General features: G+C 38.2%; 22 protein-coding genes. 4 read left to right on the top strand and 18 right to left on the bottom strand.

All coding sequences use genetic code 11. The features are described 5' to 3' along the window. Positions 1 to 387: 387 nt before the first annotated feature. Positions 388 to 1281 carry a M23 family metallopeptidase gene (locus tag BBF96_RS15590; protein ID WP_127017992.1) on the bottom strand — a complete coding sequence of 298 codons (894 nt, stop codon included), beginning with the start codon at positions 1279 to 1281 and terminating at the stop codon, positions 388 to 390. Between the two features lie 144 nt (positions 1282 to 1425). Here BBF96_RS15590 and BBF96_RS15585 point away from each other — a divergent pair, with 144 nt between their 5' ends. Beyond that, on the top strand, positions 1426 to 1608 hold the full coding sequence (locus BBF96_RS15585) for an H-type small acid-soluble spore protein (RefSeq protein ID WP_127017991.1): 183 nt from the start codon (positions 1426 to 1428) through the stop codon (positions 1606 to 1608). Positions 1609 to 2028: 420 nt separating this feature from the next. Here the strand turns inward: BBF96_RS15585 and BBF96_RS15580 are convergent, their stop codons facing one another. Then, on the bottom strand, positions 2029 to 3135 hold the full coding sequence (locus tag BBF96_RS15580; RefSeq protein ID WP_127017990.1) for a tetratricopeptide repeat protein: 1107 nt from the start codon (positions 3133 to 3135) through the stop codon (positions 2029 to 2031). A 444-nt stretch (positions 3136 to 3579) separates the two neighbouring features. On the opposite strand from BBF96_RS15580, the gene BBF96_RS15575 reads away from it, so the two are divergent. Beyond that, on the top strand, positions 3580 to 3969 hold the full coding sequence (locus BBF96_RS15575) for a hypothetical protein (protein ID WP_127017989.1): 390 nt from the start codon (positions 3580 to 3582) through the stop codon (positions 3967 to 3969). Positions 3970 to 4142: 173 nt separating this feature from the next. Here BBF96_RS15575 and BBF96_RS15570 read toward each other — a convergent pair whose 3' ends face one another. From BBF96_RS15570 to BBF96_RS15520, 11 genes are all read right to left on the bottom strand, one after another. After that, positions 4143 to 4607, bottom strand: a complete 465-nt coding sequence (locus tag BBF96_RS15570; RefSeq protein ID WP_127017988.1) for an FxsA family protein — start codon at positions 4605 to 4607, stop codon at positions 4143 to 4145. Between the two features lie 117 nt (positions 4608 to 4724). Continuing rightward, positions 4725 to 6473 (bottom strand): pyruvate kinase, encoded by a 1749-nt coding sequence (pyk, locus tag BBF96_RS15565; RefSeq protein WP_127017987.1) that lies wholly within the window; start codon positions 6471 to 6473, stop codon positions 4725 to 4727. A 90-nt stretch (positions 6474 to 6563) separates the two neighbouring features. Continuing rightward, complete coding sequence (gene pfkA, locus BBF96_RS15560) at positions 6564 to 7562, bottom strand: 6-phosphofructokinase (protein ID WP_127017986.1); 999 nt, start codon at positions 7560 to 7562, stop codon at positions 6564 to 6566. Positions 7563 to 7578: 16 nt separating this feature from the next. Continuing rightward, positions 7579 to 8556, bottom strand: coding sequence for an acetyl-CoA carboxylase carboxyltransferase subunit alpha (locus BBF96_RS15555; protein WP_127017985.1), 978 nt, complete (start codon positions 8554 to 8556; stop codon positions 7579 to 7581). A 2-nt stretch (positions 8557 to 8558) separates the two neighbouring features. Next, a complete protein-coding gene (accD, locus tag BBF96_RS15550) occupies positions 8559 to 9467 on the bottom strand; it encodes an acetyl-CoA carboxylase, carboxyltransferase subunit beta (protein ID WP_127017984.1) in 909 nt (302 codons plus the stop codon). Positions 9468 to 9493: 26 nt separating this feature from the next. Beyond that, positions 9494 to 9685, bottom strand: coding sequence for a glutamate decarboxylase (locus BBF96_RS15545; protein WP_127017983.1), 192 nt, complete (start codon positions 9683 to 9685; stop codon positions 9494 to 9496). 133 nt (positions 9686 to 9818) lie between these two features. Further along, complete coding sequence (mtrB, locus tag BBF96_RS15540) at positions 9819 to 10043, bottom strand: trp RNA-binding attenuation protein MtrB (RefSeq protein WP_127017982.1); 225 nt, start codon at positions 10041 to 10043, stop codon at positions 9819 to 9821. Between the two features lie 272 nt (positions 10044 to 10315). Further along, positions 10316 to 10789, bottom strand: a complete 474-nt coding sequence (locus BBF96_RS15535; RefSeq protein ID WP_127017981.1) for a COG2426 family protein — start codon at positions 10787 to 10789, stop codon at positions 10316 to 10318. A gap of 15 nt (positions 10790 to 10804) precedes the next feature. Then, complete coding sequence (gene aspA, locus BBF96_RS15530; RefSeq protein WP_127017980.1) at positions 10805 to 12232, bottom strand: aspartate ammonia-lyase; 1428 nt, start codon at positions 12230 to 12232, stop codon at positions 10805 to 10807. A gap of 286 nt (positions 12233 to 12518) precedes the next feature. Then, positions 12519 to 12998: a phosphatidylglycerophosphatase A family protein gene (locus tag BBF96_RS15525; RefSeq protein ID WP_127017979.1), complete on the bottom strand. Its 480-nt coding sequence runs from the start codon at positions 12996 to 12998 to the stop codon at positions 12519 to 12521. 33 nt (positions 12999 to 13031) lie between these two features. Continuing rightward, positions 13032 to 16427: a DNA polymerase III subunit alpha gene (locus BBF96_RS15520; RefSeq protein ID WP_127017978.1), complete on the bottom strand. Its 3396-nt coding sequence runs from the start codon at positions 16425 to 16427 to the stop codon at positions 13032 to 13034. Between the two features lie 471 nt (positions 16428 to 16898). Here BBF96_RS15520 and BBF96_RS15515 point away from each other — a divergent pair, with 471 nt between their 5' ends. Together BBF96_RS15515 and BBF96_RS15510 are read left to right on the top strand one after the other, a co-directional pair. Continuing rightward, on the top strand, positions 16899 to 17213 hold the full coding sequence (locus tag BBF96_RS15515) for a YtrH family sporulation protein (RefSeq protein ID WP_236777846.1): 315 nt from the start codon (positions 16899 to 16901) through the stop codon (positions 17211 to 17213). Continuing rightward, complete coding sequence (locus BBF96_RS15510; RefSeq protein WP_127017977.1) at positions 17213 to 17692, top strand: sporulation membrane protein YtrI; 480 nt, start codon at positions 17213 to 17215, stop codon at positions 17690 to 17692. The genes BBF96_RS15515 and BBF96_RS15510 overlap by 1 nt, the downstream gene beginning before the upstream one ends. Position 17693: 1 nt before the next feature. Here BBF96_RS15510 and BBF96_RS15505 read toward each other — a convergent pair whose 3' ends face one another. The 5 genes from BBF96_RS15505 to ftcD all read right to left on the bottom strand — a co-directional run bounded on the left by BBF96_RS15505 (position 17694) and on the right by ftcD (position 23028). Beyond that, on the bottom strand, positions 17694 to 18089 hold the full coding sequence (locus tag BBF96_RS15505) for a secondary thiamine-phosphate synthase enzyme YjbQ (protein ID WP_127017976.1): 396 nt from the start codon (positions 18087 to 18089) through the stop codon (positions 17694 to 17696). Positions 18090 to 18424: 335 nt separating this feature from the next. Further along, positions 18425 to 20101: a formate--tetrahydrofolate ligase gene (locus tag BBF96_RS15500; protein WP_127017975.1), complete on the bottom strand. Its 1677-nt coding sequence runs from the start codon at positions 20099 to 20101 to the stop codon at positions 18425 to 18427. 116 nt (positions 20102 to 20217) lie between these two features. Beyond that, positions 20218 to 20838, bottom strand: a complete 621-nt coding sequence (locus tag BBF96_RS15495) for a cyclodeaminase/cyclohydrolase family protein (protein ID WP_127017974.1) — start codon at positions 20836 to 20838, stop codon at positions 20218 to 20220. Positions 20839 to 20861: 23 nt separating this feature from the next. Then, positions 20862 to 22115 (bottom strand): imidazolonepropionase, encoded by a 1254-nt coding sequence (gene hutI, locus BBF96_RS15490; RefSeq protein ID WP_127017973.1) that lies wholly within the window; start codon positions 22113 to 22115, stop codon positions 20862 to 20864. A gap of 19 nt (positions 22116 to 22134) precedes the next feature. Then, a complete protein-coding gene (gene ftcD, locus BBF96_RS15485) occupies positions 22135 to 23028 on the bottom strand; it encodes a glutamate formimidoyltransferase (protein ID WP_127017972.1) in 894 nt (297 codons plus the stop codon). Between the last annotated feature and the right edge of the window lie 14 nt (positions 23029 to 23042).

Raw genomic sequence — 23042 nt, 5'->3', positions numbered from 1 at the left:
TATAATTATCTAATTAAATTTTATCATTCATTTAGATACTTGTCAATATAAAAATGACATTTTAATGAAAAAAATAAAAATGCAGCTTCCATATGGAAACTGCTTTCAATCCTTACTTTTAATACATGATTAAACTGCAAAAAGCTAATTTTTCGCTTCAAAAGAAATTTTTCGAACCATCTAAAGTTCGATTTCAGTCGAAATAAGACACACTAATCAATGGGCCCTCCTGGCCCTTGATTAGCTCATCACATCCTCATATGAGGCCTTATTTCGACTGAAATCTCACTAATATGGTTAAACGAAAAATTTCTATGGTACTCAAAATTAGTTTTTTGCAGTAAAATCATACATTAAATTATAACTGCTCTTCATCAATATATCAGGTTACGGAATAACAAAATCTAGCTCCTGAAAAAGATCTGTCCCTACAAATTGCTCCGGATTTAAATAAACATCACCAATTTTCATTACCCAATGGAGATGACTACCGGTAGAAAACCCTGTACTGCCCATTTTACCGATAATTTGTCCTTTTTTCACCATCTCACCTTCTTCAACTAACAGTTCACTAAGATGACTATAACTGGAATATAAACCCGCTCCATGATCAATTATAATTGTATTCCCGGTAACCAATAACTCTTCTGCAAGCCGGACAATTCCATCATTGACAGCATATATAGGAGTTCCAACAGCATTAGCTATATCCAAACCCGAATGACGATTACTTAACTTACCATTTACATATCTTGTATAACCATAACCTGTAGTAATCCGTCCCTCCGCTGGCCGAATAAATGGCCCATTCCACAAAGGGAAAGGCTCACTCTGATTATAGGCTTCTTTTATCCGTTCCCTATCTCTAGCTTTCCGCTCAATTATAGCCTTATCTTTAAAAGACGGGTTGACTAATTTTGCTTTTTCTTTTGAAATGGTCAAATGGCTTTCTTTAAAATCCCCTTTATGAACCCGGATTGACTGTTCAATCTCCTTACCATTAGATAATTTAATCCATAAAGGATATGTTCCAGGTTCAGTCCAGTAAGAGATTCCGATAAGAGCAATCCATCCATCTTGATAAGACTGAAAATTTAATTCTCTTCCTAGAAATGTCCCATAAGGTGGAGAGGTTTCACCAGATACCTGAACCATTAAAACTTCTCCCTGAACCTGGTTAATATCATTAACCTTTACCTCAATTGATCCTATAACCTTCTCTACAGGACCAGTTAACGCCAATACTATTACCATAAGTAAACTAATTAATATTTCACGCATTGTAACCCCTCCTTTCTACCCTGCTTATAAATTCACCAAAGAGGACAGTTTTACCTTGCAAAAATAGATGGTAAATATTAGGAGTGAATTTTTTTTCTAAATTAAGACAAACTAAATATAAAGATAGAAAGGAGATGTAAATAAATGAAGTTTGAAAGAGCACAGGAGATTTTAAATTCCCCTGAAACAATTGATGTTACTTACAAAGGAACAAAGGTCTGGATTACCAATTTAAATGCTAGCAAAAATACAGCACAGGTAAAAATGCCTGCTACATCAAACAACATCATTGAAGTTCCGGTTGATCAGTTGGTGGAAGAGGGATAATAAAACAAAATGCCCTTCGGGCATGTCAGGCTGTTGAAAAAGAAGAGGTGCACATAACTTACTCCCACAGAGGAACAGAAAAACTAAATATAATTTTCTCCGCTACCGGACGCTCCGCCATCCTGGCTACGCGTCCTTAAAAGTCAAGGCTTCTGCCCTCCTGGCTTTAAGCCTTGACTTATACGCTTCAGAAATTATATTTAGTTTTTCTGGCAGTGCACAGGCAAATCTTTAAAAAAGAAAGGTTTGTCAACAAGCTCAAAATGCCCTCCGGACATGTAATCTTATTTTACTGCACAAAGCTAATTTTTCGCTTCAGAAGAAATTTTTCGAACCATCTAAAGTTCGATCTCACTTAAGATAGTTTAGCGAAAAATTTCTATACCGCTCAAAATTAGCTTTGTGCAGTATAATCATATATTAACCAATAAATTTATGTAAACGAAGTTTTTCATGATGGACCAATTGATTCACCAGTTCCTTTGCTTCGTTAAATCTTTCTTCTATCTTTGACTGAGCATATTTTTTATAAATTTTATATACTTCATACCATTGAGCTTCCATGTGGAATTTTTTATAAATAGAAAGACTTTGCTTTAAAAACATAAGCATATTCTTTCTATCACTTTTCTCCCGACAATACAATCCCATCAGAAAAAAAACATGGGCAAGTTGTTTTTCCTGGGCTTCTGTAAATCGATAACCCAATTCCTCTAAAAGAATTTTAATAATCTCCTGACAATAATATTTAGTTTTCTCTGGATCAATCCTTAGATATAACCTTCCCAGTTGAAGTAAAGTTTGAGACAAATCTTCATCCTGATATTTTTTTTGTATCCGTAAACTATATTTAAAAGCATTAATCGCTTTTTTAACATCTCCCAGCTGGCAATATAAATAACCCAGATCATCTAATACCATCCCAATCCGCCGTTCTTCCTTTAATTCTTTCCACTTAGCAATAGTTTTATAATATAATTGCAAAGCCCTATTCCATTCTCCCATCTTAACCCAAACCCGGGCCAGTTCCTGGGTTATCAATGCCTCCTCATAGATATACTTCCCCTGTTTTGCGATTCTGGCCCCTTTTTTTAAATATTCATTTGCCCGCTCCAGCTCACCAATCTCCAGCAAAGTTTTACCAATCTGATAAAGAGTTTGACATTTGAGCAGAGCCTTCTCTTCCTGGTCATCAGATAAAAGTACCAACACCTGATTCCATTTTTCAAGAGCCTTAACTACCTCCTCTTCTTCTGAAAAAAGGAGTCCTTGATAATAATAGGTTAATGCAAGATTAAAGGGATCACTGAAATCTTTAAAATAACTGGCGGCTTTTTCCCAGGCTTCATGAGCTAGAGGGTAATTTTTAATTTTGCAATAAACCAGGCCCTGGTTCAAATATAGTTTTCCAATCAGCGGAGGACTGGGTTTATGCTGTAAATGATGATACAATAAGGTTTTTATTTTTGAAAGATTACTTACATCTGCATCATCTGCCAAATCTATTTTCAGTATATTCCTTTCCATAATCTAACCCTCCATTTTTCCTGTAAGTACTATTAAATATATTAAATATAATTTTTTGGGTTCCTGCATTATTATAGAAATTTAATCGACATTTTTATAACAATAAAATTATACTGCAAAAAGCTAATTTTGAGCGACATAGAAATTTTTCGCCAAACCATCTTAGCGAGATTTCCGATAAAATAAGGCCTCATCACAGGAGGTGATGAGCTAATCAAAGGCCAGAAGGGCCCTTTGATTAGGAAACCTTATTTCGGTGGAAACCAAGCTTTAGATGGTTCGAAAAATTTTTCAAGAAGCGAAAATTAGCTTTTTGCAGTTTAACCATCACATTAAAAAAATTAAACAATGAACAAAATTTTTTTGGATTCAATGTTTAGATAAAACTATTTGGGGTAATACTGATATGTGTCAGGACATATTTTTATAACAGGAGTGATGCATATGAAAATCACAAAAACTTTTGATGAGATTTTTGATCAGCTTCATCATTTATATAAAGGCAAATGGATTCAAATCCAGGTAAAAAAAGATGGCCTAATCCTCTCCAATTTTTCAGTTCAGGTCAAAGATTTACAAATCCGACCTTTAGAAGATAAAGGCCTTTGTCGCCGTCTGGGATTAAAGCGCAAAGAAAAGCTTGGTTCAATTGTTATTAAAGGAAGCCATACTGAAAACGGTCAAGTGGTAGATTGTTTAAATATCCCCTTTAAGCTGGGATTTGACACAATGGATGCACATTTTCTCCGTAAAAATGTCTCAATAGAAACCTGTGGATTTGAATTCATCTTACGAAAACTCTCTCCCAAAGAAATCCGTACTTTGAGTGCTTAATTTCTTTTTTTATGTCAGAAGAAATTTTTCGAACCATCTAAAGTTCAATTTCAATCGAAATCAGGCCCCATCACATCCCGTGATGAGGCCTGATTTCGACTGAAATCTCACTAAGATGGTTTAACGAAAAATTTCTATGTCATTCAAAATTAAATTTTTGCAGTTTAATCTTTTTATTTTTCCTCAAAATCGACATCAATTGAATCCTCATAATTATAATCATCGGTTCCATAAGGATTCCGATATTCATCATAACTGATATGGAGCTTACCCTTTTCAATCCATTTACGTATTTTTCTTCTAACATAACTGGCAGTGAAACGACGAGTTGGTGGGATAATCAAAAGAAATCCAACAGTATCAGTCAGTAAACCTGGGGTAAGAAGCATAGCTGCTCCTATCAAGATTAATAACCCTTGAATAAGGTGATCTGCTGGTAGCTCCCCTCTTTTAAGAGTTAATTTTAACTCCTGAATTAATTGAAACCCCTGAGAACGGGCCAGAGATACCCCAACCACACCAGTACCTGCTACTAAAATAATGGTAGGTATAATTCCAAGATAACCACCTACCTTTATTAACAAAGCCAATTCTATCAGTGGAATAATCGAAAAGATTAATAACAAGCGTATAAACACAAAAATGCCCCCTTTCGCTAATCCACCTTCTTTTATTTTATGCTATGGAACGGTTAAATAGAATTAAAATAAAATAGCCCTTTCTGCAATTACTTACAGAAAGGGCAGAACTGAAGATTATAAAACTGTTGCTTTACCTCTATAGACCTGGCCGCGAATACAATCTACCGTTACAACCATCTCATCTTCAAGAATTGACATTGCATCTTCTGCACCGACAATTACTGGAATTCCTAGATTAAGACCCACAATAGCCGCATGGGAAGTCAGACCGCCCCGTTCGGTAATAATTGCCACTACCTTCTCAATAGCAGGCATCCATTCCCGATCTGTTTCATAAGCAACCAGAATATCTCCTTCTTTCACCTTTTCAATAGCTTCCTTGGCATTATTGGCAATAACCACACGCCCAGTTTTTGCTGTTTTACCAATACCGGTACCGCGTACCAATACTTTTCCTGCAACATGTACTTTTAATAAATTAGTAGTTCCCGGTACACCTACTGGAGTACCAGCAGTGATAACCACAAGGTCACCCTCGTTAATTAATCCCTGTTCTAAAGCTCCATTTACAGAAACTTCAATCATTTCATCAGTTGTAGATGTTTCCGGAACAAGAATCGGATAAACTCCAAAAGCAAGTAATAATTTACGCAAAACTGATTCATTCGGAGTAGCTGCAATAATAGGTGACTTAGGTCTATATTTGGAAACCGCCCGTGCAGTATAACCGGAACGGGTAGAAGTTATTATAGCAGCAGCACCTAAGTCTAATGCAATATTACAGGTAGCATAACTGATGGCATCAGTAGTAGTTGCTTCAGGAGTATCAAAATTAGCAAGAATTTCCTCGAAACTGAGAGAAGACTCAGTCCGTTCAGCAATTCGTGCCATCATTTTAACTGCCTCAACAGGATAAGAACCAGCAGCAGTTTCACCAGAAAGCATTGTAGCATCTGTACCGTCAAAAATTGCATTAGCTACGTCACTGGCTTCTGCACGTGTCGGACGCGGATTACGGATCATGGAATCCAGCATCTGAGTAGCAGTAATAACCGGTTTACCTGCTTTATTACACTTACGAATAATCATCTTCTGAACAATTGGTACCTGTTCAGCAGGAATTTCAACCCCCAGATCTCCTCTGGCAACCATAATTCCATCAGATACTTTAATGATTTCATCAATATTTTCTACACCTTCAGCATTTTCAATTTTAGAAATAATATGAATATCAGCTCCTGCTTCCTCTAAAATACGGCGAATTTCTAAAACATCTGCAGCTTTACGCACAAAAGATGCTGCAATAAAATCTACACCCTGTTCAATTCCAAACTTAAGATCATCAATATCCTTTTGAGTTAAAGCAGGCAGATTTATCTTAACTCCCGGCAGATTAATACTTTTACGGGAACCTAAAATTCCTCCATTAATAACAACAGTATGGATCTCATTTTCGTAGATCTTCTCAACTTTAAGCTCAATCAATCCATCATCAACCAGAATTCGTGCTCCTTCATAAAGATCATTAGGCAGATTCTTATAACTTACACTAACCCGATTAGCATCTCCTTCAATCTCCTCAGTAGTAAGAATCAACTTCTGTCCTTTTACAAGTTCTACCTTATCTTCTTTCAGGATACCGCTCCGAATCTCCGGACCTTTGGTATCCAGCATAATTGCAACATTAACACCCAACTCCTTAGCAGCCTCACGGATTCTTTTAATTCTTCTTCCGTGTTCTTCATGACTACCATGAGAAAAATTCAAACGGGCAACATTCATACCAGCTTTTATCAATTCCTTTAAAACTTCTTTACTCTCACTAGCAGGTCCAATAGTACAAACAATTTTAGTCCTTCTCATCTTTTTAATCACTCCCACCACTCTTTTTAATATATTAACCTTATAAAAAGATAATATATCACTTCAATAAAGAGTTTAAATTAAAATAATTTATAATGATAAAATATGAGCAAGATGATAAATATCTTCATTCAGCTCTTTCTTTTGGTTCAAAGCATATTCTATATCAAAAGCTTTTACTTCATCATGAATAATACCTACCATTTTGCCTTTTTCACCGGCAAGCAAAAGTTCCACAGCTTTTGCACCCAACCGGCTGGCTAAAATCCGATCCAAAGCTGTTGGAGAACCACCGCGTTGAAGGTGACCTAATATGATTACTCTGGTTTCAAATCCTGTCTTTTCTTGAATTATTTTACCAATAGCAAAAGCTTTACTTTCATTTATATCACGGTTAGTCTTAAAGTCATCTCCGATTCCTTCTGCAACCAGAATAATACTATGCAATTTGCCCCGTGCATAACCGTGTTTTAGTTTTTCAATAACATCATCAATATCAAAAGGCATTTCCGGAATTAATATCGACTCAGCACCACCAGCAAGACCAGACATTAAAGTCAAAAATCCAGCATGGCGTCCCATAGTTTCCACAACAAAGGTCCGCTCATGACTTGTTGCAGTATCGCGGATTTTGTTTATAGCATCAATTACGGTATTCATTGCTGTATCAAAACCAATGGAATAGTCAGTACAGGGAATATCATTATCAATGGTAGCAGGGACTCCAATTACGGGGAAATCAAATTCTTCTGCTAATTTTTTTGCGCCCCTAAAAGAACCATCTCCCCCAATAACTACAAGTCCCTCAATTCCTTCATCCTGAAGCTTTTGATATGCTTTTTTCCGACCTTCTAAAGTCTTGAATTCTTCACTTCTAGCTGAGAGAAGAATAGTTCCTCCCCGATGAATAATATCGGCTACTGAACTTCTGTCCATGGGAAGAAAATCTCCATTCATCAAACCAGCATATCCATGGCGAATCCCAACAACCTCTAACTCATGAAAAATAGCTGTTCGTACTACTGCACGGATAGCTGCATTCATTCCAGGTGAGTCTCCTCCACTGGTTAAAACTCCAATTTTTTTCATCATTTATACCACCCCTTTATTCCATTTTATTCTTATTGAGTTGCTGCATCAAAAATTGACCTATTTTTCTATACTTATTATACCTTCTAGCCAACAATTCTTCTCTAGAAAGTTTTCTTAAGTCATTTAAGTTTTTAAGGATTGATTCTTTTAAAGTTTTAGCCATACCAGTCGGATCTTTATGAGCACCTCCGCGGGGCTCTATTAAAACATCATCCACAATTCCCAATTCTAAAAGATCCGAAGCGGTCAGACGCAATGCTTCTGAAGCAGCTTTTGCTTCTGCAGCATTTCTCCAGAGAATTGATGCACAGGCTTCAGGTGAACAGACAGAGTAATAACTAAATTGAAACATAATAATCTTATCCCCTACACCAATTCCCAGAGCGCCACCGCTACCTCCTTCACCAATCACATAAACCAGAATTGGAACTCTCAACTTAGACATTTCAAAAAGATTTCTTGCAATTGCCTCTGCTTGTCCTCTCTCTTCAGCTCCTATCCCCGGATAAGCACCCGGAGTATTAATAAAAGTTATAATAGGACGATTGAATTTCTCAGCCTGCTTCATTAGTCGTAAAGCCTTCCGATAACCTTCAGGATGAGCCATCCCGAAATTGCGCTTAAGATTTTCTTTGGTAGTTTTTCCCTTTTGATGCCCAATAATGGTGACAGGATTACCTTCAATTAAGCCAATCCCGCCTATAATAGCCGGATCATCACCAAATCGACGATCTCCGTGCAACTCGATAAAATCATCACAGATCAGCTCTATATAATCACTGGTGAGAGGACGTTCCGGATGACGGGCAATCTGCAATATCTGCCATGGATGGAGATTATTATAAATATTCTCACTTATCCCTACCAATTTTTCTTCCAACCGTTGAATCTCCTCTGAAAGATCAATATTCTGTTCTTCCATAAAGGCCCTTAATTCCTCAATCTTCTTCTCCAGCTCATAGATCGGGCGTTCAAATTCTAAAATATTCATTGTCAACTTACTTCACCTACCAATCTATGCATTTGAAGAATTCTGAACAATTCATCCCGCAACTTATGCCGATGTACAACCCGATCTATCATTCCGTGTTCGAGTAAAAACTCTGCTTTCTGAAATCCTTCTGGTAATTCCTGTCTAATAGTTTGCTTAATCACCCGCGGACCGGCAAAGGCTATCAAAGCACCAGGTTCTGCTAAGTTAATATCACCCAACATGGCATAACTCGCTGTTACCCCACCACTGGTCGGATCTGTTAAAATGGAAATATAGAGTAAACCCGCACTATCAAATTTGGCCAGAGCAGCACTTGTCTTGGCCATCTGCATTAAAGAAAGCATTCCTTCCTGCATTCTGGCGCCACCAGCAGTGGAGATTATTATAAGTGGCAAACGTTTGCTTAGTGCATATTCTATTAAAGAGGTAACTTTTTCACCTACAGCAGAACCCATACTTCCACCAGCAAAAGAAAAATCCATAACCCCAATAGCAATAGGAATTCCTTTTAGTTTTCCTCTCCCTGTAACCACTGCTTCATTTAATCCGGTCTCCTTTTGGGCCTTTTGCAATTTTTCAGAATACCCCTTAAAATTCAAGGGGTTATCCGAAACAATTTCAGAGAAAAGTTCAATAAAAGACCCTTCATCTAAAAGCCATTTTAAACGATCTCTAGCTGAAACTCGAAAATGATAGTCACAGACCGGGCAGACCATCTGATTCTCCATCAATTTTTTATTAAAAATAATCTCTTGACAGAAATCGCACTTGATCCAGAGTTGATCTCCCTCTTTAGTTTTTCCCTGAGGTGAGAAAACACCCTCTGATTTATGCAATTTTTCATCTCCATTTCTGTCCCGTTTAACTGTTACGTATTTATTACGATTTCTAAAAAAATCTTTAAACATGTTTCTCCTCCCTCCGGGAATTATTTTCAATAGTCGTAACTTTGGGAAAGAAAATCTGCCACCTCCAGAGCTTCTCCCTCGGGTACCAAAATCTGGTAACCATCAGATTCTTTAGAACCCATAGGCTCAATTTTTACTAAAAACCCTTCCTGGATTAACCTATTTTTCATATTTTCAGCCTGTTTTTTATTTGACGCGATATATACCACCTGCCACATGTTGTTAACACCTCACTTAAATTAATTTCCTTAGTATAAGTATTCACTAAAGAAAATTTTAACATTCTACTCTATTTAGTCAACCTCTTCCTACTAAAATAAATAGGAAATGCAGGTAATTGAGGATTCAGGTTCATTCTTTACCGCTTTTGATCACACCATGCCGTGTAAGTATTTCAGCCTTGCCGCGAATTTTGATCGCAGAAGTATTTACAGTAAATTGGGCAATCATAACCTCACCTTCATCCAATTTTTCTGAATGATGAAAGCGAGTCACTTCACCACGGGTAAGACCAATAATAGTTACCCCATCCTCTAAAGCTTTGATAACAACATAGTCTGCTGAGACATCATTCATTTCTTTTCCTCCTATTTCATATAAATGATTGTACTGCAAAAAGCTAATTTTGAGCGACATAGAAATTTTTCGCTAAACCATCTTAGCGAGATTGAAGTCGAAATAAGGCCTCATCTGAGGATTGATGAGCTAATCAAGGGCCAGGAGGGCCCTTTGATTAAGGTAGCCTTATTTCGACTAAAATCGAGCTTTAGATGGTTCGAAAAATTTCTCAAGGAGCGAAAAATTAGCTTTTTGCAGTTTAACCATAAATTAATTAACTATAATAAACCTTAAAACACCCCACTACTGATCAGCGTGACCAGAATTCCGGCAATCAATACACCTCCACTGATGGCAAAAAAAGCACGATAAAAAGAGATATGAAAAAGGATTGCGGCCACACAGGCAGTCCAGGCTCCTGTAGTCGGCAATGGAACTGCGGTAAAGATGATCAATCCTAATGCCCCATATTTTTCTACTTTATCACTTTTTCGTATTGTCCGGGCATGAAGCCAATCGAAGAATCTAGCAAAGATTCTAAAACGCCGGGACAAGAATTCAGTGATAGGATCCAACAGCAGCAGTAGTGGAATAATCGGTAAAATATTTCCAATAACACTTAAGATAAAAGCTTTATAAGCAGGTAAACCAAGGGCCATTGCCAAAGGAATGGCTCCTCTCAATTCTACGAAGGGAAATGCCGCCGTTAAAAGAACAGCTAACTCTTTAGATAAATATTGATTAAAAAATTGAAAAATATGCATTCCTATACCCCACTTTTAACTAGCATTATCATTAGCCTTAAAAAGTTCCTTACCAGCAATTCCGGGTTGAGTCATTTCATAAGGGTTTAAGATGATATCCAATTCTTCTTCTGTTAATACTCCTTCTTCCAGTACAATTTCACGAACTGGTCGCCCGGTCTGAATTGCTTTTTTAGCAATTCGCGCAGCCGTTTCATACCCTACATGAGGATTAATGGCAGTGATAACACCTACACTGTTTTCTACCAGCTCTTTACAACGCTCTATATTTGCCTTAATCCCTTGCACACATTTTTTGTTAAATACAGATACCGCATTTTTGAGTATATCGATGGATTGCAACAGGTTGAAAACCAATACCGGCCCCATTACATTTAACTCCAACTGACCTGCTTCAGAGGCAAGAGTAATGGTTAAATCATTTCCTATCACCTGAAAAGCAACCTGGTTTACAACCTCTGCTATAACCGGATTCACTTTTCCCGGCATAATAGAAGAACCAGGTTGCATGGCAGGTAGTTCTATTTCATTAAATCCACATTTGGGACCAGAGGCCATAAGGCGCAAATCATTGGCTATTTTGGAAAGATTTACAGCAGCACCTTTAAGGGTAGCAGAAACTTCTACCAATGCATCTGTGTTCTGAGTTGCATCCACCAGATCTTCTGCCTGTTTTAAATCAAGACCTGAGATTAAATTCAACTTTCGGGTAACGATCTTAATATACTCCTGATCAGCATTTAAACCAGTACCTACAGCAGTAGCTCCCAGATTAATAGTCTTTAAATTATCCAAAGTCCGGGTTAGCCGTTTAATATCACGTCCAATCACCGCTGCATAAGCTCCAAATTCCTGACCAAGACGGATGGGAATAGCATCCTGTAAATGGGTCCGGCCCATTTTTAAAACCTGATCAAATTCTTCTGCCTTCTTCTCAAAAGCAGATTTTAAACCCTTAAACTCATGGATAGCTTTATTTAATAAATTAATAGTAGCAATCCGAATGGCAGTTGGTACTACATCGTTAGTAGACTGTCCCATATTAACATGATTATTAGGATGAATAAAATTATAATTTCCCCTCTCCTCACCGATAATTTCCAGGGCACGATTAGCAATAACTTCATTCATATTCATGTTAAAAGAGGTCCCTGCTCCACCCTGAATCGGGTCTACAATAAATTGATCATGAAGTTTTCCTGCAATCACTTCATCACATGCTTTAATAATAGCATTACCTATTTTTTTACTTAAAAGTCCAACTTGCATATTAGCTTCAGCAGAAGCTTTCTTAACCATTGCCAGGGCAATTATCAATTCCGAATGAATCTTATACCCGGTAATTGGAAAGTTTTCAGCTGCTCTAATTGTCTGAATACCATAATATGCATCTTTTGGTATATCCAGTTCTCCCAGTGAATCATGTTCCTTTCTGGTTTCCATTATTATGCCCCCTCTTTATCTTAAAAAAGTAAAGATTGATTCTATTCATACATTTGACACTTAAATAAGGATTCCTGCACAGAGATAAATAAACTTAAAAATTTATAGTATAGATTTTACTGCAAAAAACTAATTTTTCACTTCAAAAGAAATTTTTCGAACCATCGAAATGGGCCCTCCTGACCCTTGATTAGCTTGTGATGAGGCCTTATTTCGACCGAAATCTCACTAAGATGGTTTAACGAAAAATTTCTATGGCGCTCAAAATTAACTTTTTACAGTTTAATCATAGTATATCATTCCCCCTGCTATGGGCCAATCTGGCAGATGCCGCTGAAGCAATTCCGGCAATAATATCATCCAGAAAACAATGCACCTGACCATTATTTTTATCGTCCAATCTTGCCATAACTCCAATTTTATTTTTATCCAGATAACCAAAACTGGTAAAACCGATAGTTCCATAAATACTTGCAATAGCTACTGCCAAAGATTCATCCACACCATAAAGGGGTTCATCGTTTTTGATGATTGTTAGTAATGGTTCAGGTAAAGCATTGTTTTCAGCTGCCATATCCAGGGCAATTCCTGTCATTACAGTATGATGAACTTCCCGCTTATCCATAACCCGTTCCACACTCTCCAGACACTCTTCCATAGTCAAATCAGGGTTAAAGGGGGATTGTAATTTATATACAATCTCGGCAATCTCCTTTAACTCAACACCGCGATCTTTTAACATTTGGATTACCTTTTCTCTTAACATACGCAAATTCCTCCTCAATATAAATAATTTTACTTAAGAAAAACAAAAATTACTTTTTCCGACAATCTGTTCTAAAAACTCTATAGTAATCTCTTCTTTATTTACCCAATATCTTTCATCAGTAATAACTGTAGTTATTTTTCCGTTTTTAATTAACTTTAAAATAACAGGTATTGATCCATTATGTTTCTTCAATCCCCTCTCTAATTCCTCTAAAACATCTTGACCATATTCTTCTATATGCAAAGAAATAATAAGAAATTCTTGATCTAATGGCAGAATTTGATCTACAATCAAACTTATTTCATCTTCTTTATGATTAACTTTACCCAAAATCAAAACCGGCTGGTCTCGTTTTATTAGATACTGAGCTTTATTATACTGTGATGGAAAAACAACCCCCTCCACACTTCCTGACCAATCCTCCAGAGTAATAAAAGCCATTATTTGACCTTTTTTGGTGGTATGAAGTTTTAAATCACTGATAATTCCACATACAACCACCTCATCACCATCTTCCAGCTCCATTAACTCCAAAACCCTCTCCCGGCCCCATTGATGGTATTTTTCTCGATAAGGATCTAGCGGATGAGCCGTAAGATACAACCCTAAAAGTTCTTTCTCCATCTTTAGTATCTCTTCTTTAGGGTATTCGGGAAGATCTGGAAGTTGATCATTAAACTGTTTTTCATATCCTTCCATACTTTCAACAAGTGAAATCTGCCCTCTAACTTTATGACGCTGCGCATATTGAGCACTTTGAACCACATTTTCTAAAATAGCCATATATTGAGAACGGCGTCCACCTAATGAGTCCAACGCACCACATTTGATCAGGCTTTCTAAAACTCTGACATTGACCTTGCCTGTATCCACACGATGACAGAGATCAGTCAATGAACTATAGGGTCTATTTTCACGTCCTTTAACCAGTTCAGCAATAGCACTTTTACCAACATTTTTTACAGCAGCAAGACCAAAACGAATCCTATTGGGACCAACTACCGTGAAATGAATACCGCTCTGATTTACATCCGGAGGTAAAACCTCAATCCCCATCTTCTGGCATTCTTCAATGTAATATGCAACCTTCTTACTGGAACCCATCACACTGGTTAAAGTAGCAGCCATAAATTCTACCGGATAGTTTGCTTTTAAATATGCTGTTTGATAGGCAATCAATGCATAGGCAGCACTATGACTCTTATTAAATCCATAACCGCCGAAATATTCCATCAAATCAAAGATAGTATTAGCAATTTCAGCAGGGATGTTATTCTGAACTGCTCCCTTTACAAAACGCTCCCGATGCTGTTTGATCAGTTCTTTTTTCTTTTTTCCCATCCCCCTTCTTAAAATATCTGCTTCGCCCAATGTATAATTGGCTAACTGACTGGCAATCTTCATCACCTGTTCCTGATAAAGAATCAGGCCATAAGTTTCTTTTAAAATTGGTTTTAAAGCCGGGTGTAAATACTCTACCTGTTTTTCACCGTGACGGCACCGGATATAGTCTTCCACCATTCCACTCTGTAATGCCCCCGGTCGCCCTAATGCCATCATAGCAATTATATCTTCAAAATTTTCCGGTTGTAAGTCTTTACAAAGCCTTTGATAAAGTCTAGACTCCATCTGAAAAATACCAGCCGTTTTAACCTCTCTAAGGAGCTGATAGGCTCGAGGATCATTTAATGGAAGATTCCTTATATCAATTTCAATTCCCCGTTCTTTCAACATCTCTAAAGTATCGTTTATAACGGTCAAAGTACGTAGTCCCAAAAAATCCATCTTCAAAAGGCCAAGAGCCTCTAAATCTTCCATATCATATTGAGTTGTAATTCCTTCTTTACTCCTTTGGATCGGTGTATAGTTATGCAAAGAATCTTTAGAAATCACCACCCCTGCCGCATGAGTAGATGCATGACGGGGTAGCCCCTCTAACTTACGCCCTATCTCAATAAGCCTTTGGGCCTCCTTATCTTTATGATAAATTTTCTTTAAATCGGGAGAGGAATCGAGAGCTTTATCAATGGTCATTCCCGGCGCCTCAGGGATTAATCTGGCAATCTTATCCACTTTAGAGTATGGCATTTCTAAAACCCGCCCCACATCCCGGACAACAGCCCGGGCTGCCATCGTTCCAAAGGTAATAATCTGGGCTACATGATCTTTGCCATATTTTTCTGTAACATAGCGGATTACCTCATCTCGTCGAACATAACAAAAATCGATATCAATATCCGGCATGGTAACCCGTTCCGGGTTTAAGAAACGTTCAAAGATCAGTCCATATTTGATGGGGTCAATATCGGTAATTTCCAGAACATATGCTACCAGACTTCCCGCAGCCGAACCCCGCCCCGGCCCGACGGGAATCCCTTTTTTTCTGGCATAACTAACAAAATCGTGAACGATCAGGAAATATGAAGTAAAACCCATCTTTTCTATCATATTTAACTCATAATTTAACCGTTCCTTAATCTTCTTATCTATATGACCATATCTCTTTTTTGCTCCATTAAAACAAAGTTCTTTCAAATATTCCACCGGTCTTTTTTCTGACGGCACCACAAAGTGTGGTAGATGAAAATTATCAAAATCCAATTCAACACTACAGCGTTCCGCAATCTTTACAGTATTACTCAAAGCTTCAGGCCAATCTTCAAAAAGTTTAACCATCTCATCTTGACTTTTTAAATAAAACTGATCACTGGTAAATCTTAACCGATCGGGGTCAGATATAGTTTTACCGGTCTGAATACAGAGTAAAATATCATGAACATAGGCATCTTCACGGTCAAGATAATGAACATCATTGGTTGCAGCGAGAGGAATCCCTTTCTTTTGTGCTAACCGGATTAATCTGGGGTTTAAAATGCGTTGTTCTTCTAATCCCTGATCCTGAATTTCAATAAAGAAATTATTTTCACCAAAGATCAGAAGATATTCCTCTAAGATTCCCTCTGCCTGTTCCCACTGTTCCTGAAAAAGTAAAGTAGGAATTTGACCCTTAAGGCAGCCACTTAATGCTATCAAACCTTCACTATGCTGCCGCAGCAAATCTAGATCAATCCGCGGGCGATAATAAAAACCTTCTAAAGATGCTTTTGAAACCAACTTTAAAAGATTTTTATATCCCTCATTATTCTCGGCCAATAAAGTCAAATGAAAGGAATGTTCATCAACCCGCGCTTCTTTATCAAAACGGGTCCGGGGTGCCACATAGACTTCACAGCCAAGTATGGGTTTAATCCCGGCCGCCTTAGCCTGGCGGTAAAATTTTATCGCTCCGTACATAACACCATGATCTGTAACCGCAACAGCAGGCATTCCGTATTCTTTAACTCTCTCTATTAGTTTATCAATCCGGACAGCTCCATCGAGTAAACTATACTCAGAATGTAAATGTAAATGTACAAAATCAGGCATTTCCTCTCACCTAACTTTCATTTTAATACCATAACCAAAATCTATTGTTTAATTATAAGAATATAACAAATCTATTCCTTTATCAAGAGTTTAATTCCTGCATTACTGCATGAAGTTAGTAATTTTCGAAGGAAATAAATGATTAAACTGTAAAAAGCTAATTTTGAGCGACATAGAAACTTTCCGTTTAACCATCTTAGTGAGATTGAAGGAGAAATAAGGCCTCATCACAGGATGTGATGAGCTAATCAGGGGCCAAGAAGGCCCATTTCGATGGTTCGAAAAATTTCTTCATGAAGCGAAAAATTAGTTTTTTGCAGTTTACTCATAAATACTATGATTTTACTGCGAAAAATTCTTCAAAAGAAATCGAACCACTAAAACTTCCTTAAAAAGAAGTTATATTCCTAAATCTGAAACCATATCATATATTAAACCCACTGACTTCCGTTTCAAGGAGTTGACAGATCGATGATAAACCGATTGGTAGCAGTATTTTTTACTGCTCTGGGAGTAATACTGGGGGGATCTTTTATCGGAGGACTAGCAGCCCTCTTTACAAAAGATTCCCCTATTAAAATGATGGGAGAGATATCACAAAGGTTAAAATTATATGCTGTTGTCAGTTCCATTGGAGGAACATTTAATAATTTAAGAATTCTTGAGGGAGGATTTTTTCAGAGAGAACTTTCAATAATCTTTCAGCAAATAGTTATCATTATAACCGGTTTTATAGGTGCAAACATTGGTGTCTGGATCATAAAAACACTTATAGGAGGGTTTTAATGAAATTTCTCATTTTAACAAAAGAAGATCTAATAAGGATGCTAGCCGCTCTTGTGCTGGGAGTAATTCTGGGTGCTGCGGTCACTAATTTATTGTTGGGATATCAATTAGACCAGCTAGTTTATGAGAATAAAAAGCTGGCCCAACAATTAAACGAAGAAAAGCAGCGGCTTAAGCAATTTGAAAAAGATTACTATGGAACACCTGTAGTACAAAAAGTGGTTTTAAAGTTGATTTCCAATGAAGATAAGTATACAGAACAGGAACTGGAAAAAAAAATTAAAGACCTGTTAACAGGTCTTGTTGGACTAAAGATTAATGACCTTGATCCTACCATCTTAAGAGATATTCTCCATAAAAGAGCAATCCCTCTTGGTAAAGATACATATCTTTTAGAGTCTGAAACTATCATTATAGATGATAAATTAACTTTCTTTATCAGAGTAAAAAAAATTCATAACAATAACTTGAATGATTAGTTCAGACAGGTATATAACTTATATAAACTTTTCGATCTCTCGGTCCATCAAACTCGGCTAAATAAATACTCTGCCATGTTCCCAATTGAAGTTTACCTTCCATTAACGGAATATGAACAGAACTTCCTAAAAGACTGGCCTTCATATGAGCAGCTGAATTCCCTTCAAGATGGCGATACCCTCCTTCCCAGGGAACTAACCGATCCAAAATCATTAAAAGATCGGCCTTGACCGTCGGGTCTGCACCTTCATTGATGGTAACACCTGCAGTAGTATGAGGCACGAAAATATGGATCAAGCCTTCTTTCCACCCTTTATCTCTAACCAATGCTTCTACCTTTCCTGTGATATTAACCAATTCATCTCTGGATGTTGTTCTTATTTTCAATACTTCCATCTTATCCTCCCCTTTCTTCGACTAACCTAATAAATGGTTAAACTGCAAAAAGCTAATTTTGAGCGACATAGAAATTTTTCGCCAAATCATCTTAGCGAGATTTCCGACGAAATAAGGCCTCATCACAGGAGGTGATGAGCTAATCAAGGGCCAGGAGGGCCCTTTGATTAGGCAGCCTTATTTCGGTGGTAATCGAGCTTTAGATGATTCGAAAAATTTCTCCTCAAGCGAAAAATTAGCTTTTTGCAGATGACCATAAATGGTTAAACTGCAAAGAACTAATTTCCAAAACATTAGAAAAAAGGCTTCCGACCATCGCCAGAAGCCTTTTTTCTTTAGAATAATCCAGTAATCCTACCTTCAGCATCCACATCAATATCAACAGCAGCTGGACGCTTAGGTAAGCCTGGCATAGTCATAACATCACCGGTCAATGCAACCAGGAATCCTGCACCGGCTGATACATAAATCTCACGAACGGTAATCTTGAAGTTACGCGGCCTACCGAGCAAGGTTGGATCATCAGAGATGGAGTTTTGAGTTTTAGCCATACAGATTGGCATCTTATCAAAACCGTGCTCAGTCAGTTTTTCAATTTGTTTTTCACAGTTTTTGGTAAAGATAACTCCATCGGCACCATAAATCTCTTTAGCAATGGTTTCAATCTTTTCTTTGATTGGCAGATTAACATCATATAGTGGCTCAAATTCAGCTGGAGTAGTCTCCAGAACTTTAAGTACCGTTTCAGCTAATTCAATACCACCTTCGCCACCTTTTGCCCATACTTCAGACAGAGCAACAGGAACTCCCAACTTCTCACAGTGTTCTCTGATAAATTCAAGCTCAGCCTCAGTATCAGTTGGGAATCTGTTGATAGCTACTACTACAGGCACCTTAAACTTCTGAACATTTTCGATATGCTTATCTAAGTTTTCAATACCCTTAGCTAAAGCCTCCAGGTTCTCTTCTGTCAGGTTATTCTTTGGAACACCGCCATGCATCTTCAAAGCACGGGCAGTAGCAACAATAACAGCACAGTCAGGCTTCAAACCAGCAAAACGGCACTTAATGTTGAAAAACTTTTCAGCACCTAGATCAGCACCAAATCCAGCCTCGGTAATTACATAATCAGAGAGTTTCATTGCCAATTTAGTAGCCATGATACTGTTACAACCATGAGCGATATTGGCAAATGGTCCACCGTGGATGAAAGCAGGAGTATTTTCTAAAGTTTGAACTAAGTTTGGCTTGATTGCATCTTTCATCAGAGCCGCCATAGCACCATGTACCTGAAGCTCCTTGGCACGAACAGGACGGCCCTCATATGTATAACCAATTACAATATTACCCATACGCTCTTTTAAGTCCATTAAATCACTGGCAAGACAGAGAATAGCCATAATTTCAGAAGCTACTGTAATCATGAAACCATCCTGACGAGGTACACCATGAGCTTTACCGCCAAGTCCAATAACAATATTTCTTAAAGCACGGTCGTTCATATCTACAACCCGTTTCCAGGTAATCTGGGTCGGGTCAATACCCAGCTCATTCCCCTGCTTTAAATGATTATCTAAAGCAGCGGCCAACAGGTTATGTGCAGTACCAATAGCATGAATATCACCGGTAAAGTGTAGATTAATATCTTCCATAGGTACTACCTGGGAATAACCGCCACCAGCAGCTCCACCCTTAATTCCAAAACAAGGACCCAAAGATGGCTCTCTTAAAGCTACAGTACACTTTTTACCCAAACGGTTCAGGGCCTGTCCTAAACCAACAGTTGTAGTAGATTTTCCTTCTCCAGCCGGGGTTGGGGTAATTGCAGTCATTAAAATCAACTTGCTATCTGGATTGTTTTCTACTCTCTTATAAACATCAAGTTTTACCTTGGCCTTATAATCACCGTACAGTTCAATATCACTTTCAGATAGACCTAGCTTGGCTGCAATTTCTTTGATATGCAGCATCTTCGCCTCCTGAGCAATTTCAATGTCACTCTTGAAAGCCACTCTGACTCAGCTCCTTTTCTTATATTGTTTTAAATTTTTTATCTATTCAGAATTTTTAATTCTACTTAATAATTCGCTATTTTTTTAAAAACTCCTGCAAACAATCTGTAAAATATTTAAACTCCCAGAGCTTTTTCAACAGTATTTTCGATCTCCATAGAAAGGTTTTTGGCTTTTATAAGAATTTCACTTACCCGATCTGCTTTTTCACGTTTAAAATCTTCATCTTTAATGCTCAAAAGATTAATCTGAACATTATAAGCTGCACCTTTTACAGCAGCATAACCCATAAGTCCGGCTACTCCCGCGTCAGTAATGGCATTCTGGTTGCCTACCTCTGCAATCTCCCGGGCCAGCTCCATTACTTTCACTGCTTTTTCCATAACCTTCAACGGAACCAAAGCAGCTTCCTTCATCCCTTTCTGGATGGCTCGACTCCTGGCAGCCTTTTCTTCATCAGTCCCTTTAGGCATCTTAAAAGCAGCCATAACCTGATTAAAAGCCTGGGTATCTTTCTCAATCAGTTCCTTTAATTCTTCTACCAGTTGGTCACTGATTTTAATAATCTCCTTAATCTGTTTCTGGGCTTCTTCACATTTTCCGGAAAGTCTACCAACCATAGAGACCAGCGAACCCGATAAAGCCCCTGCCAAAGCAGCAACACTCCCACCACCGGGAGCAGGGCTATTTGAAGCAAGTTCACTTAAAAAATCCGCTACTTTCATATCATTTAACATTTCTTAAAACCTCCCCATTAAGATTAATCAACTACAACTTTTCCTTTTTTAATCACTTTATCCACCAGATTAACTCCATAAAAATAGGGAATCTTACGATAACTATCAATATCAAAGATAACCAGATCTGCCTGTTTACCTACTTCAATACTGCCAATTTGATCTGCCCGTTTTAGAGCATAGGCAGCATTGATAGTAACAGCATTAAAAACTGCTTCAGGAGTAAGCTGCATATACAGACATGCAATAGTCATCGCAAGCGGTAGTGAAGGAGTCGGTGAAGAACCCGGGTTAAAATCTGTAGCCAGAGCAAACGGTAAACCTGCTTCCATCATCTTTTGCACTGGCGCATAGGGTTTTCTTAGAGTGAAAGCAGTAGCTGGTAATAATACTGCCATCACTCCCTTATCCCGCATGGCATCAATTCCTTCATCCGAGATCATCAAAAGGTGTTCTGCAGAAACAGCCCTAAGTTCAGCAGCCAATTCTGCACCTCCAAGAGAGGTCATCTCATCGGCGTGGAGCTTAAGGTCAAAACCCATCTCCTTTGCGGCCAGCATAATCTCTCTTGTCTCCTCTATGGAAAAGACCCCTTTTTCACAGAATACATCACAAAACTCAGCCAGCCCTGCCTCCTTTACTTTAGGTAACATCTCTTCGATGATCACCTTTATATACCCTTCATGGTCATCCTTATACTCTTCCGGCCAGGCATGAGCTCCTAAAAAAGTATTGACAATATCCATAGGGTGTTCCTGATTTAGTTCATAAGATGCCTGTAACTGCTTCAATTCTGCTTCCAGATTAAGACCATAGCCACTTTTAGACTCAACAGTAGTAGTTCCCATCTTAAGCATCCAATCTAACCGCTTGCGACCCAATTCCTTTAACTCTTCTAAACTGGCAGCCCGGGTAGCCCGCACGGTGTTTAATATTCCCCCACCTGCTTCCATAATCTCCATATAGCTGGCTCCCTGAATTCGCATTACAAACTCATCTTCTCTAGAACCGCCAAAGATAAAATGGGTATGGGAATCTATAAGTCCAGGTGTAACCACCTTATCAGTGGCATCAATAATCCGGGTTTTATCCGTAATCTGCACCTCTGACATAACTTTGTCTTCTAAACCAACAGCGACAATCTGCTCTCCTTTAACAGCCACACAACCATTCTCCAATACTTCCAATTCATTCATATTTTCACCTGCAACCGGGCCATCATGCCCGGCTGCAGTGACAACTTGACCATTTTTTATTAACAGATCAACAGTTTCCATATTTAAAGTCACACCTACCTTATTTCAACCGATTCTCCAATACCTGATCAGAATTAAATTCCTCAACCTGCAAATACCATTCTGCTACATCTATCAATGCCTGCTGCGGAACAAGACCGATAATCTCACTACCCACTACATTAACACCGTAGCGGGCAGCTTCCCGTTTAATAGTTTCAAAAACACGATATATCGGAGTTTTGACGTAATTTTCCAGGTTCATGGAAACCTGAACCTGATTTCTATCTTCGAGCATTACACCCATTGCTTTAACATTCTTAAATCCACCACTGCTCTCCCGAACAGCTCTGGCAATCTTATCAGCAATCCATTTCTGATCTGTATCCAGATTGACATTAAAAGCAACAAGTGGCATTCGGGCACCGACAACTGTCGCACCAGCAGTTGGATGGGTTTTTGCCGGACCAAAATCGGGGCGCCTTTCTTCTTTACCAATCTCTTCTTTCAAAGCCTCATACTGACCTTTGCGGATATTGGCAAGATTGCGCCGTTCAGGACGCTGGGCAGCTTCACCATATAGATACGTAGGTACATTCAACTCATCTGCTATCCTTTTTGCCACTTCTTTCGCTGCAGCAATACATTCTTCCATCTCTACACCCTGGATTGGAATAAAGGGAATTACATCAACAGCACCAATCCGGGGATGTTCTCCGGTATGTTTTTCCATATCGATCAATTCAACCGCTTTTTTAGTTAAACGAAATGCAGCTTCCTTAACCGGTTCCATTTCACCTACAAAAGTAATTACTGTCCGGTTATGGTCAGCATCAGAAGAATAGTCAAGTAAAGAAACCCCTTCAACCTGGCGAATCTCGTCAATAACCGCCTCCACTACTTCCGGACGGCGTCCTTCACTAATATTGGGAACACATTCTACAATTTGTGGCATTTTTCTTACAACCT

The organism is Anoxybacter fermentans (assembly GCF_003991135.1).
Taxonomy (GTDB): Bacteria; Bacillota; Halanaerobiia; order DY22613; family DY22613; genus Anoxybacter; species Anoxybacter fermentans.
Note: the sequence above shows the minus strand (reverse complement) of the source record. Positions and strands in the feature narration are given on the sequence as shown.

Coding starts and splice junctions, on each gene's coding strand:
- BBF96_RS15575 (WP_127017989.1), top strand. CDS start 3,580: ATGAAAATCACAAAAACTTTTGATGAGATTTTTGATCAGCTTCATCAT.
- BBF96_RS15580 (WP_127017990.1), bottom strand. CDS start 3,135: ATGGAAAGGAATATACTGAAAATAGATTTGGCAGATGATGCAGATGTA.
- BBF96_RS15505 (WP_127017976.1), bottom strand. CDS start 18,089: ATGGAAGTATTGAAAATAAGAACAACATCCAGAGATGAATTGGTTAAT.
- pyk (WP_127017987.1), bottom strand. CDS start 6,473: ATGAGAAGGACTAAAATTGTTTGTACTATTGGACCTGCTAGTGAGAGT.
- BBF96_RS15545 (WP_127017983.1), bottom strand. CDS start 9,685: ATGTGGCAGGTGGTATATATCGCGTCAAATAAAAAACAGGCTGAAAAT.
- BBF96_RS15495 (WP_127017974.1), bottom strand. CDS start 20,838: ATGTTAAATGATATGAAAGTAGCGGATTTTTTAAGTGAACTTGCTTCA.
- mtrB (WP_127017982.1), bottom strand. CDS start 10,043: ATGAATGATGTCTCAGCAGACTATGTTGTTATCAAAGCTTTAGAGGAT.
- BBF96_RS15535 (WP_127017981.1), bottom strand. CDS start 10,789: ATGCATATTTTTCAATTTTTTAATCAATATTTATCTAAAGAGTTAGCT.
- BBF96_RS15585 (WP_127017991.1), top strand. CDS start 1,426: ATGAAGTTTGAAAGAGCACAGGAGATTTTAAATTCCCCTGAAACAATT.
- BBF96_RS15555 (WP_127017985.1), bottom strand. CDS start 8,556: ATGAATATTTTAGAATTTGAACGCCCGATCTATGAGCTGGAGAAGAAG.
- aspA (WP_127017980.1), bottom strand. CDS start 12,232: ATGGAAACCAGAAAGGAACATGATTCACTGGGAGAACTGGATATACCA.
- accD (WP_127017984.1), bottom strand. CDS start 9,467: ATGTTTAAAGATTTTTTTAGAAATCGTAATAAATACGTAACAGTTAAA.
- BBF96_RS15510 (WP_127017977.1), top strand. CDS start 17,213: ATGAAATTTCTCATTTTAACAAAAGAAGATCTAATAAGGATGCTAGCC.
- ftcD (WP_127017972.1), bottom strand. CDS start 23,028: ATGCCACAAATTGTAGAATGTGTTCCCAATATTAGTGAAGGACGCCGT.
- BBF96_RS15520 (WP_127017978.1), bottom strand. CDS start 16,427: ATGCCTGATTTTGTACATTTACATTTACATTCTGAGTATAGTTTACTC.
- BBF96_RS15590 (WP_127017992.1), bottom strand. CDS start 1,281: ATGCGTGAAATATTAATTAGTTTACTTATGGTAATAGTATTGGCGTTA.
- pfkA (WP_127017986.1), bottom strand. CDS start 7,562: ATGAAAAAAATTGGAGTTTTAACCAGTGGAGGAGACTCACCTGGAATG.
- BBF96_RS15525 (WP_127017979.1), bottom strand. CDS start 12,998: ATGTTAAGAGAAAAGGTAATCCAAATGTTAAAAGATCGCGGTGTTGAG.
- hutI (WP_127017973.1), bottom strand. CDS start 22,115: ATGGAAACTGTTGATCTGTTAATAAAAAATGGTCAAGTTGTCACTGCA.
- BBF96_RS15515 (WP_236777846.1), top strand. CDS start 16,899: ATGATAAACCGATTGGTAGCAGTATTTTTTACTGCTCTGGGAGTAATA.